General features: G+C 73.2%; 10 protein-coding genes and 1 riboswitch. Of the genes, 3 read left to right on the top strand and 7 right to left on the bottom strand.

Annotation, left to right across the window (positions count from 1 at the left end; genetic code table 11):
* Positions 1–12 precede the first annotated feature (12 nt).
* From AC07DO_RS15750 to AC07DO_RS15740, 3 genes are read right to left on the bottom strand one after another with little or no spacing between them, the layout of a single operon-like run.
* Positions 13–1548: a precorrin-2 C(20)-methyltransferase gene (locus tag AC07DO_RS15750; protein WP_479060002.1), complete on the bottom strand. Its 1536-nt coding sequence runs from the start codon at positions 1546–1548 to the stop codon at positions 13–15.
* 11 nt (positions 1549–1559) lie between these two features.
* A complete protein-coding gene (locus AC07DO_RS15745) occupies positions 1560–2201 on the bottom strand; it encodes a precorrin-8X methylmutase (protein WP_479060000.1) in 642 nt (213 codons plus the stop codon).
* Entirely contained in the window at positions 2198–3667 is a 1470-nt protein-coding gene (locus AC07DO_RS15740; RefSeq protein WP_479059998.1) for a cobalamin biosynthesis protein CobG, read from the bottom strand. The genes AC07DO_RS15745 and AC07DO_RS15740 overlap by 4 nt, the downstream gene beginning before the upstream one ends.
* 120 nt (positions 3668–3787) lie before the next feature.
* A riboswitch (cobalamin riboswitch) is annotated at positions 3788–3919 on the top strand.
* Positions 3920–3956: 37 nt separating this feature from the next.
* Between AC07DO_RS15740 and cobN the strand changes: the two genes are divergently transcribed.
* On the top strand, positions 3957–7586 hold the full coding sequence (gene cobN / locus AC07DO_RS15735) for a cobaltochelatase subunit CobN (RefSeq protein WP_479059996.1): 3630 nt from the start codon (positions 3957–3959) through the stop codon (positions 7584–7586).
* A 45-nt stretch (positions 7587–7631) separates the two neighbouring features.
* Here cobN and AC07DO_RS15730 read toward each other — a convergent pair whose 3' ends face one another.
* Positions 7632–8888, bottom strand: a complete 1257-nt coding sequence (locus tag AC07DO_RS15730) for an amidohydrolase (RefSeq protein WP_479059995.1) — start codon at positions 8886–8888, stop codon at positions 7632–7634.
* A 105-nt stretch (positions 8889–8993) separates the two neighbouring features.
* On the opposite strand from AC07DO_RS15730, the gene AC07DO_RS15725 reads away from it, so the two are divergent.
* Positions 8994–9644, top strand: a complete 651-nt coding sequence (locus tag AC07DO_RS15725; RefSeq protein ID WP_479059993.1) for a histidine phosphatase family protein — start codon at positions 8994–8996, stop codon at positions 9642–9644.
* A gap of 21 nt (positions 9645–9665) precedes the next feature.
* Here the strand turns inward: AC07DO_RS15725 and AC07DO_RS15720 are convergent, their stop codons facing one another.
* A complete protein-coding gene (locus tag AC07DO_RS15720; protein ID WP_479059991.1) occupies positions 9666–9857 on the bottom strand; it encodes a hypothetical protein in 192 nt (63 codons plus the stop codon).
* A gap of 193 nt (positions 9858–10050) precedes the next feature.
* Between AC07DO_RS15720 and AC07DO_RS15715 the strand changes: the two genes are divergently transcribed.
* Positions 10051–10254, top strand: a complete 204-nt coding sequence (locus AC07DO_RS15715) for a hypothetical protein (protein ID WP_268775848.1) — start codon at positions 10051–10053, stop codon at positions 10252–10254.
* A 94-nt stretch (positions 10255–10348) separates the two neighbouring features.
* On the opposite strand, the gene AC07DO_RS15710 is transcribed toward AC07DO_RS15715, so the two are convergent.
* The gene (locus tag AC07DO_RS15710; protein ID WP_479059989.1) at positions 10349–10546 is read right to left on the bottom strand and encodes a hypothetical protein; all 198 of its coding nucleotides are present in this window, start codon (positions 10544–10546) and stop codon (positions 10349–10351) included.
* A gap of 146 nt (positions 10547–10692) precedes the next feature.
* Complete coding sequence (locus tag AC07DO_RS15705) at positions 10693–11886, bottom strand: spore photoproduct lyase family protein (RefSeq protein ID WP_479059987.1); 1194 nt, start codon at positions 11884–11886, stop codon at positions 10693–10695.
* Position 11887 lies beyond the last annotated feature (1 nt).

Here is an 11887-nt window from a genome sequence, read left to right as displayed (position 1 = left end):
CGCACAAGAAGGTCACCCCTCGGGGTACCTCCGCGGCGTCCAGACGATCTGCTCCTCGCCGCCGCGCCTCCGTACCCACCGGCTCTGCGAAGACCCCACGATCAACAACGTCCGCATGTCGACCTCGTCGGGGTCGAGGTCCCCGAGACGCACGATCCGGACGCTTTCCTCGGGGCCGCCGACATCACGGCCGAGCACGACCGGGGTATCGGGGGCCCGATGCTCCAGGAGCAGCTCCCTCGCCTTGCCCACCTGCCACGTGCGGCTGCGCGAGCCCGGGTTGTAGAGCGCGAGGACCAGGTCCGCCGAGGCCGCGGCGGCCAGCCGCTCCGCGATGACCTCCCACGGCTTGAGGCGGTCCGACAGGGAGATCGTGGCGTAGTCGTGGCCGAGCGGCGCGCCCGCGCGGGCGGCCGCGGCGTTGGCGGCGGTCACCCCGGGGAGCACGCGGACCGGGACGTCGGCGAAGTCGTCCTGCGAGGCGGCCTCCAGGACGGCCGTGGCCATCGCGAAGACGCCGGGGTCGCCGCCCGACACGACCGCGACGCGCCGCCCGCGCCGTGCGAGCTCGAGGGCGAACTCGGCGCGCTCGGACTCCACGCGGTTGTCGGAGCCGTGCCGCCGCTGCCCGGGGCGGTGCGGCACGCGATCGACGTACGTGGTGTAGCCGACCAGGTCGTCGGCGGCGGCGAGCGCGCCGCGCGTCTCGGGGGTCAGCCAGAGCGGGCCCGCGGGGCCCGTGCCGACCACGACGACCTCGCCGCGCTCCGGGGTCTGCTCGGCGGGCCGGGGCGCGGGACCTCCGGTCAGCGGCGCGACCCGGCTCGGCAGCACGGCCACGGAGAAGTACGGCACCGATTCCGGGTCCACCTCGGCGAGGCTGCCGGTGCGCTCGCCCTTCATGGTGGCCCGCTCGACGTACCGCGCCTCGTCGAGCCGGCCGGCGCGCTCCAGGGCGCCGCGCACCTTCCCGAACGTACGGCCGAGCTTCATGACGACCGCCGAGTCCGTCGCCGCGAGGCGCGCCGCGAGCTCCTCCTCGGGGAGCGTGCCGGGCAGGATCGTCAGTACCTCCTCGGCCTCGACGAGCGGCTCGCCGAGCCGGGCGGCGGCGGCGCTCACCGAGGTGACGCCGGGGATCACCTCGGTCGGGTAGCGGTGCGCGAGGCGCTTGTGCATGTGCTGGTAGGAGCCGTAGAAGAGCGGGTCGCCCTCGGCGAGGACGGCGACGGTGCGGCCCGCGTCGAGGTGGGCGGCGAGGCGGGCGGCGGCTTCTTCGTAGAAGTCGTCGAGGGCGCCGCGGTAGCCGCCGGGGTGATCGGTGCTCTCCGTGGTGACGGGGTAGACCAGCGCTTCCTCGATGTGGTCGGCGCGGAGGTGCGCGGCCGCGATCGAGCGGGCGATGGAGCGGCCGTGCCGTGCGGAGTGGTACGCGACCACGTCGGCGGAGGCGATCACCTCGACGGCCCGCACGGTCATCAGGGAGGGGTCGCCGGGACCCAGTCCGACGCCGTAGAGCTGCCCCTTCGGGCTCTGTTCGGTGGGCATGGGCACGCCGCTCATTCCGCTTCGCTCGCAATCGCGTTGATCGCCGCCGCGGCCATCGCGCTGCCGCCGCGACGTCCCCGTACGACCAGGTACTCCAGGCCGGAGGAGTGCTCGGCGAGCGCGTCCTTGGACTCGGCCGCGCCGACGAAGCCGACCGGGATGCCGAGGACGGCGGCCGGGCGGGGCGCGCCCTCCTCGATCATCTCCAGGAGGCGGAAGAGGGCGGTGGGCGCGTTGCCGATGGCGACGACGGAGCCTTCGAGGCGGTCGCGCCAGAGTTCGAGGGCGGCGGCGCTGCGGGTGGTGCCGAGCCGCGCGGCGAGGTCCGGGACGGACGGGTCGGCGAGGGTGCAGACCACGTCGTTGTCGGCGGGCAGCCGCTTGCGCGTGACGCCGCTCGCGACCATGTTTGCGTCGCAGAGGATCGGTGCGCCGTCGCGCAGCGCCTTGCGGGCGTCGGCGATCACGCGCGGGCTGTACGAGAGGTCGCGCACGAGGTCGACCATCCCGCAGGCGTGGATCATCCGGACCGCGACCTGGCTGACGTCGGCGGGCAGGCCTTGGAGGTCCGCCTCCGCGCGGATGGTGGCAAAGGACTCGCGGTAGATCGCCGCGCCATCCTTCTCGTAGTCGAACACTGTGCTCTCGCTCATCTCGTGGCCGTTGGTTTCGTGGTGGTACGTGCCGTGGTGACCGTCTCGGTCAGGGTGCCGCCCGTGACGGGGACGGTGGAGCCTCCGGTGTGCAGCGTCACTTCGTAGCCGCCGTCCCCGGTGGCGAGGGCGTCGACCCAGTCGCCGTGCGGGTGCCCGCACCGCCGTTCGCAGCCGGACCAGTGGACGGGCAGCGTGCCGTGGCCCGGCACCGCGTCCGCGCGGACGTCGGCGAGGGACTTGGCGCATCCGGGGCGGCCGGTACAGGCGCTGACGCCCAGCCAGGGCGAGTGGGGGTCGGTGAGGAGCCCGGCGCCGTCCAGCACGGCCAGCCGATCCCGTGCCGCCGCCTCGTCGGCGAAGCCGGGAATCACGAAGCCGCGCCACGGGGTGACCCGGAGCTCGTCCGCGGGAAGCGGCAGGAGGGCCCGCCACTGCCCGACGCTGACGCGCCCGAGCGGAGCGCGAACGCACACGGCACGACCCATGACACCAGTCACCGGCGCCCCCTCTCGCCCCACGCCCCCCGACCGAGTCCGCACACCCTCACCCCCGGGCGGCAGCAGCACACCACCCCGGCCCACGCCCTCCGACCCGCTCCACTCGCCCTCGACACCGGACGCCAGGCCACCCCGGCCCACGGCATCCGACCCGCCCCGGCCCACGGCACCCGACCCAGCCCGCTCGCCCTCGGCACCGGACCACGGCAGACCGCCCCCGGCCTCGCCCCCCGGCCAAATCCGCTCACCCTCCACGCCCGCCCGCTCCAGCGCCCCGGCCAGGTCGACAAAGTGGCCCGCGGGCAGTTCGGTCACCCGCCAGGCCCCGTTGCCCGCGGCATCCGCGGCCGCGTGGAAAGCCTCCGCGGCGGCGAGCGCGGCGCGTGGGGCGTCGGTTCCGGGGACCCGGAAGGCGAGGCCTCCCAGCGCGACCACCGCCGTCCCGCCCGATTCTGCGATCAAGGTCACATCGCCGCCGAGCCCGGCCACGTCCCCCCGCCCGTCGTCGAGGACGAAGAGGAAGCGGCCGGAAAGCTCCGTCGTCCACTCCTCGGCACAGAGGAGTCCGTCCAGCTCACGGGCCCACAACTGGACGTCGGCGTGGCCGACTCCGTCGGTTCCCGCGAGCGGGGACGCCACCACGTTCCGGACGCGTTCGTGCCGCTCCGAGGGGAGCAGACCCGCGTCCGCGAGCAGCGCGGAGAGTTCGCCGCCGCACGCCTCGCCGAGCCCGCGCAGCTCGACGTTGCCGCGCGAGGTGATGCTGAGGTTGCCGTCGGCCAGCCGCTCCGCGGCGAGGGCGAGAACCTCGGCCTGACGTCCCGTCAAAAGCCCGCCGGGCAGCCGGAGTCGGGCCAGAAGGCCGTCGTCGGCGCGGTGCAGGCGCAGGGCTCCGGGGCAGGCGTCGCCCCGGTCACGTATGGGGGATTCGCCCTGGTCTGGGGAGGATGCTGAGGTGGGCGGCATGGCGGCGAGCATACCCACGCGGATCAGGCCGGTCGCCTCCCGAGCCGGACCGCCGGGGCAGGTGGCCGCACCGCGCACCCCGGGCAGGACTTACTATGCAGGCGGCGGGCTACCAAGTCCGTCGACGCCAGCGACGGCGTGGGTCCACCAGGACCCGAAGGAGGAAGCCCGGTGCGAATCCGGCGCGGTCCCGCCACTGTGAGCCCCACCCGCGTGGGGCGAGCCAGGAACTCCTGCCGTCCATACGACCACCCGGGGCGCGGACACCCCGAGGAAGGCCTGCGCCCGCATGCTTCTGCTGTTGTCGACCTCCGACACCGACCTGCTCAGCGCCCGCGCGGCGGGAGGCCCGGTCGACTACCGGTTCGCCAACCCGTCCCGCCTCGACCTCGCGGAGCTGCCCCCGCTCCTCGACGGCGTCGACCTCGTCGTCGTACGTCTCCTCGGCGGCGTCCGCGCCTGGCAGGACGGCCTGGACCAGCTCCTCGCCACCGGCCTCCCCGTGGTCGTGCTCACCGGTGAACAGGCACCCGACGCCCAGCTCATGGCCTCCTCGACCGTGCCCGTCGGCATCGCCGCCGAGGCGCACGCCTACCTGGCGCACGGCGGCCCCGCGAACCTGGAGCAGCTGGCCCGCTTCCTCTCCGACACCGTGCTGCTCACCGGCCACGGTTTCGAGCCGCCCGCGCCCGCCCCGTCGTGGGGCCCGCTGGAGCGCACCGCCCGCGCCGGCGTCGAGGGCCCGACCGTCGCGGTGCTCTACTACCGCGCCCACCACATGAGCGGCAACACCGCGTTCGTGGACGCGCTGTGCGGCGCGATCGAGGACGCGGGCGCCCGGGCGCTGCCGCTGTACGTGGCCTCACTGCGCGCCCCCGAGCCGGAGCTGATCGACGCGCTGCGCGCCGCCGACACCATCGTGACCACCGTCCTCGCCGCCGGTGGCACCAAGCCCGCCGAGGCCTCCGCGGGCGGCGACGACGAGTCGTGGGACGCGGGCGCCCTGACCGGCCTCGACGTGCCGATCCTCCAGGCGCTCTGCCTGACCGGGTCGCGCTCGGCCTGGGAGGAGAACGACGAGGGCGTCTCTCCGCTGGACGCCGCGAGCCAGATCGCGGTGCCGGAGTTCGACGGCCGCCTCATCACCGTCCCCTTCTCCTTCAAGGAGATCGACGAGGACGGCCTTCCCGCGTACGTCGCCGACGCCGAGCGCGCGGCCCGCGTCGCCGGAATCGCCGTACGCCACGCGCGCCTCAAGCACATCCCGGCCGCCGACAAGCGCCTCGCCCTGGTGCTTTCCGCGTACCCGACGAAGCACTCCCGCATCGGCAACGCGGTCGGCCTCGACACCCCGGCGTCCGCCGTGGAGCTGCTGCGCAGGCTGCGCGCCGAGGGGTACGACTTCGGCCCCGAGGCCGACATTCCCGGCCTGGTCTCCGGTGACGGCGACGAGCTGATCCGCGCGCTCATCGACGCGGGCGGCCACGACCAGGACTGGCTCACCGAGGAGCAGCTCGCCGCCAACCCGGTGCGCATCCCGGCCGCCGACTACAAGCGGTGGTACGCGACGCTGCCGCGGGAGCTGCGCGACTCCGTCGAGGAGCACTGGGGCCCGCCGCCCGGCGAGATGTTCCTCGACCGCTCCAGGGTGGGTCAGGGCGGCGACCCGGAGGGCGACATCGTGCTCGCCGCGCTGCGCCGCGAGAACCTGCTCATCCTCATCCAGCCGCCGCGCGGCTTCGGCGAGAACCCCATCGCGATCTACCACGACCCCGATCTGCCGCCGTCCCACCACTACTTGGCGGCGTACCGGTGGATCGCGGCGCCCGCCGCCGACAACGGCTTCGGCGCGGACGCGATGATCCACCTCGGCAAGCACGGCAACCTGGAGTGGCTGCCCGGCAAGAACGCGGGCCTCTCCGCGGCCTGCGGCCCCGACGCCGCGCTCGGCGACCTGCCGCTGATCTACCCCTTCCTGGTCAACGACCCGGGCGAGGGCACGCAGGCCAAGCGCCGCGTGCACGCCACGCTCATCGACCACCTGGTGCCGCCGATGGCGCGCGCCGACTCCTACGGCGACATCGCACGCCTGGAGCAGCTCCTCGACGAGTACGCGCAGATCAGCTCCATGGACCCGGCGAAGCTTCCGGCGATCCGCGCGCAGATCTGGACCCTCATCCAGGCCGCGAAGCTCGACCACGACCTGGGCCTGGAGCAGCGCCCGGACGACGACGGCTTCGACGACTTCCTGCTCCACGTCGACGGCTGGCTCTGCGAGATCAAGGACATGCAGATCCGTGACGGTCTGCACGTCCTCGGCAATCCGCCGGCCGGCGCCGACCGCGTCAACCTCGTCCTCGCGGTGCTGCGCGCCCGCCAGATCTGGGGCGGCACGACCGCGCTGCCGGGTCTGCGCGAGGCGCTGGGCCTCGACGAGTCGGCGGCGACGCGCGTGACGGCCGACGAGGCCGAGGACAAGGCGCGCGCGCTGGTCCAGGCGATGGACGACGCGGACTGGGACCCGGCTGCCGCGGCCTCCGTGGCCGCGGACCACGGCGAACAGGTCGCCGCCATCCTGGAGTTCGCGGCCCGCGAGGTCGTACCGCGCCTCGCGGCGACCACCGCCGAGCTCGACCACGCCGTGCACGCCCTGAACGGCGGTTTCGTCCCGGCGGGCCCGTCAGGATCGCCGCTGCGCGGTCTGGTCAACGTCCTGCCGACCGGCCGCAACTTCTACTCGGTCGACCCGAAGGCCGTCCCCTCCCGCCTCGCGTGGGAGACGGGCCAGGCGCTGGGCGACTCGCTGGTGGAGCGGTACAAGCAGGACAACGACGGCGCGTACCCCACCTCCGTGGGCCTGTCCCTGTGGGGCACGAGCGCGATGCGCACCGCGGGCGACGACGTCGCCGAGGCGATGGCGCTGCTCGGCGTCCGCCCGGTCTGGGACGACGCGTCGCGCCGCGTGACGGGCCTGGAAGCCGTCCCGTACGAGGAGTTGGGCCGCCCACGCATCGACGTGACGCTGCGCATCTCGGGCTTCTTCCGCGACGCGTTCCCGCACACGATCGGTCTGCTCGACGACGCGGTGCGGCTCGCCGCCTCCCTGGACGAGCCCGCCGACCGCAACTACGTCCGCGCCCACGCCCAGGCGGACCTCGCCGAGCACGGCGACGAGCGCCGGGCGACCACCCGCATCTTCGGGTCGCGTCCGGGCACGTACGGCGCGGGTCTCCTCCAGCTCATCGACTCCCGCGACTGGCGCACCGACGCGGACCTCGCCGAGGTCTACACGGTGTGGGGCGGTTACGCCTACGGCCGCGGGCTCGAAGGACGCCCGGCCCGCGCCGAGATGGAGACCGCGTACAAGCGCATCGCGGTGGCCGCGAAGAACACGGACACCCGCGAGCACGACATCGCGGACTCGGACGACTACTTCCAGTACCACGGCGGCATGGTGGCGACCGTGCGTGCGCTGCGGGGCACCGCCCCGGAGGCGTACATCGGCGACTCGACCCGCCCGGAGACGGTCCGCACGCGCACGCTGGTCGAGGAGACAAGCCGCGTCTTCCGCGCCCGCGTGGTCAACCCGAAGTGGATCGAGGCGATGCGCCGCCACGGGTACAAGGGCGCCTTCGAACTCGCCGCCACGGTGGACTACTTGTTCGGGTACGACGCCACGACGGGCGTCGTCGCCGACTGGATGTACGACAAGCTCACCGAGACGTACGTCCTGGATCCGACGAACCGTCAGTTCCTCCAGGAGAACAACCCCTGGGCCCTGCACGGCATCGCGGAGCGTCTCCTGGAGGCGGAGTCGCGCGGCATGTGGGCGAAGCCCGACCCCGCGGTGCTCGAGGCGCTGCGGCAGGCGTACCTGGAGACCGAGGGCAACCTGGAGGACGGCGGCGACGAGGGCTGAGGCCCCGTCACCACCGGCCCCCCGTCGGCCTGTCGCGGCCGGCCGTCACTGCGACGGCCGGCCGCCCAGCCATGCCAGCGCGCCCACGGTCAGCGCGGTGACCCCGGTGGTGAGGGTCGGCTCGATCAGCGGCGCGAAGAACGGTGAGTGGTTGGAGGGGATGTCCCGCTCGAAGGTGCCCGCCTTCTGGGCCGCGGCGACCTCCGCCGGGTCGACGCCGCCGAACAGCCAGTAGCAGAGCGGCACTTCGCGGTCGGCGGAGGTCGCGAAGTATCCGACGTCCTCGCTGCCGGTGACCGGCCCGGGATCGAAGACACGGTCCTCCCCGAGCACCGCGCCGACGGCGGCCATCGTCTTCGCCACGGCGTCGGCGTCGTTGTCGAGCACGGGGAACGTGTCGATCTCCGTGATCTCGGGCTCCCGCTCCGCGCCCGCCGTGGCCGCCTCGCCCTTGACGATGCGCTCGACGGCGGCGAGCACCTTCGCGCGGACCTCGGGCGTGTACGACCGGATGTTGATCTTCAGCTCGGCCTCGTCGGGAATGATGTTGTCCTTCGTGCCCGCCTGGAGCGAGCCGACGGTCACCACGGCCGTCTCGGCGCCGGAGATCTCCCGGGACACGACCGTCTGCAGCCGCATCACGGTCGCGGCGGCCATCACCACGGGGTCGATCGACGCCTCGGGCCGCGAACCGTGCGCGCCCTTGCCGAACATCCGCACGCGCAGGGAGTCGGTCGCGGCGAAGGCGGGCCCGGGGTGCGCGCCGACCATCCCGGCGGGCAGCGGCCCGACATGCTGCCCGAGCACGACGTCCGGCACGCCGAACCGCGCGTAGAAATCGTCCCGGACCATCGCCTGCGCGCCCTTCGCGACCTCCTCCGCGGGCTGGAAGACACCGACGATCCGGCCCGACCAGCCGGCGCGGGCGTCCGCGAGCAGCTTCAGCGCGCCCAGCAGGCAGGTGACGTGCATGTCGTGCCCGCACGCGTGCATCACACCGTCGTTCACGGACGCGTACGGCAGTCCGGTGCGCTCGGTCACGGGCAGCCCGTCGAAGTCGGCACGCAGCAGGACGGTCGGGCCCGCACCGTTCTCCAGGACGGCGACCACGCCGGTGCGGCCGACACCGGTCGTGACCTCGTACCCGTACGACGACGCGTGGCGGGCGACTTCGGCGGCGGTGCGGTGCTCGGCGAAGGACAGTTCGGGGTGGGCGTGCAGATCGCGGTAGAGAGCGGCGAGGTCACCCTTGATGGCGTCGAGGCCCAGCAGGGCGGAGGAATTCCGTTCGGCGGCGGACATGTCACGCTCCTCTTCTGTGGTGTCCCGCCACCTTACGTACGGCTTTCCTGGGGTCTGTACGGGGTGGGCGGAACCGGCGCGGGACACGGGGGCGTCCCTGCCCCCATGATCACTCCCACGCCCGGTGCGGCCGACGTGACGTCCGCCCGCCACCTCTACCTCACCCGGCACGGCGAGGCCACGCCCGACGAGAGCGGGCTGACGCCGAAAGGCCGCAGACAGGCCGCCCTGCTCGGCGAGCGACTCCGCGGCATCCCGTTCGCGGCGATCCACCACGGGCCGCTCCCCCGGGCCGAACAGACCGCGGTCCTGATATCCGACGGCCTCGACGGCGACGCCCCGCTGGTCCGCTCGGCCCCGGCGGGCGACTACATCCCCTACGTCCCGCGCAAGGAGGAACTGCCTCCCGAGACGGCCGACGCGACACTGGAGCGCCTGGCCGGGTTCCCCGCGGCGGAACGCGAGAACGGCCCCGCACTCGCCGCCGAGGCGCTGGCCCGCTTCACCGGCCCCGTCCCCGGCGACACACCGCGCCACGAACTCGTCGTCACGCACAACTTCCTGACCGCCTGGCTGGTCCGCGCCGCACTCGACGCCCCGCCCGCACGCTGGCTCGGTCTGAACCACGGCAACGCGGCCCTGACGGTCATCCGTTACACCCCGGGCCGCCCCGCCGCGCTGGTGCTCTACAACGACATGCGGCACCTGCCCGAGGACCTGCGCTGGACCGGCTTCCCGCCGGAGCTCCGCGACTGAGGTCCTGTCCTTGAGCCCCTGTCACAACACGGTCGGCAGGCCGACGTTGTTGATCAGCGGCCCCTCGACCGAGACCCCTTCGTTGATGAGGGTGTCGGCGACGGGAAGCGGCAGGGGCAGCGGGCCGGGATTCGCCGGGGCGGTGGCCGCCGGAGCTGGTCCCGCGGCAGCGGCGAGGGCGACGAGGGCGAGAGCCAGGGCGTGACGGAACATGCAACAGCCTCACGGGCTAGGAGGGTTGGGTCATTCGGGCGACGGGAGGCGACAACCCGTTCGTATGATCGTCGGTGACGATCGGTGACTTCCCGAGCGCGTCCGGGTTACATCCGGTGAGCGGGCCGCGACCGACGGCTCGTCACGCACACGCTCCAAGGAGGCCGCAGTGAACGGCAATTGGGTGCAGAAGATGTCCCGCTGGACTCTGGTCGCAGCCGTGGCGGCCGCACCGGCCGTCCTGTGCTCCGGCACGGCACACGCCGACGAGACGCACGAGAACTCGCACAACGCACCCGTGGTCGCGCTGATCAACACCGGCCAGATCGACGACCCGATGGAGGACGTACTGGAGCACACCCTCCTCTTCGGCGACGGCTACCGGTGGGGCGGCTGACCACCTGAACCGCCGCGCGGGGTGCGGGGAGTGGGGAGAGAGGCGGCCCGTTCGGACCGCCCCCCTTCCGGCCCCCCCGGCCGGTGTCAGACCGTCACGGAGCGAGGCATGCCACGCCCGGCACCTCCGCGGGGACGCCGGGGCTCGCCGGGTCGACGAGGGACGTGACGTCACCCGCCGCCTGCGTCAGGCAGTCGACGGTCGTGACGGGGTCCGGCACGGCACTGGCGGGCACCGCGAGGACCCCCAGCAGTGTGACGGCACCGAGGATGACGGCGGCGGAGCGACGCATGTGAACTCTCTTTCCTGTGAGCTGAGTTGTCTGCGGCTCGGCGAGCAACGCGAGCCGCCCAGTGACTCCCCAGCCCTCCGTACCGATACGCCCCATATCACCCGTACGTGAAAGACGTAACGATCCTCCTCGAATTATCGGGATCGTCAGAAGGCGTACCGGATGCGCAGCCAGGGCGCGTGCTCCTCGAGCAGCTGGTGGAGGCGGGCCAGGGACCGCCGCTTGATGTCCTGGGAGTAGCGGACGTTGAGGGCCCCGTTCTGCGACCGCTTGGTCTCCTGCGCGCCCGGCTGCCAGAGCACGTCTTCGGCCTTGGGGTGCCAGCCCAGGTTGACCTCGTGGAGCCCTGCGTTGTGGGTCAGCATGATGATCTCGGCGGCCGCCTGCTCCTTCACGCGGGCGGGCAGCACGTCGTCGAGGTGGACGAGCAGCTCGGCCCAGTCCCGCTGCCAGCCGGGGCGCAGCACGACGGGCGAGAGGTTGAAGTGGACCTCGTACCCCGCGTCGAGGAAGTCGGCCGCCGCGGCGATCCGCTCGGCGACCGGGCTGGTGCGGATGTCGAGGAGCCGCGCGTCGTCGGCGGGCATGACGGAGAAACGCACCCGCGTACGCCCCCGCGGGTCGAGCGCGAGCAGATCGGGGTTGACGAACTTGGTCGCGAAGGAGGCCTTGGCGGTCGGCATGCCGCGGAACGCGGCGACGAGATCGGCCGTGTTGTCGCTGACCAGGGCGTCGACGGAACAGTCACCGTTCTCGCCGATGTCGTAGACCCACGCGTGCGGGTCGCACTGGTTGGGCTCGGTCTTAGGCCCCTGGGCCCGTACGTGGCGCCGGACGTGGGCGACGATCGCCTCGATGTTGGTGAACAGCGTGATGGGGTTGGCGAAGCCCTTGCGGCGCGGGACGTAGCAGTAGGCGCAGGCCATCGCGCAGCCGTTGGAGGGGCCCGGGGCGATCCAGTCGGCGGAGCGGCCGTTGGGGCGGGTGGCGAGGGTGTGCTTGACGCCGAGGACGAGCGTCTCGGTCTTGATCCGGACCCACCGGCCGATGTTGCCGTCGTTGCCGTGCAGGGAGGGGATGCGCCAGTGCCCGTCGACCTCGGTCACCCGTACGTCCGGCGAGAGCCGGCTCATGATCTGCCGGCCGCGCGGGGAGTCGAGGGCGGCGGGCTCGGCGTAGACCTCGCGCACGTCGAGCATGCGGCGGGCTTCGCGACTGTCCCGGAAGGCGCCGCCGCGACCCGACGTGGTGGTGGCGCCGTCCGGAGCAGTGCCCTCGGGGACGGTGTCCGCCCATCCGAAAAGGGTCTGCTGCTCCGGCTCTCCGGGACCGGTGCTCATG

It is taken from the genome of Streptomyces sp. NPDC045678 (assembly GCF_056432085.1).
Note: the sequence above shows the minus strand (reverse complement) of the source record. Positions and strands in the feature narration are given on the sequence as shown.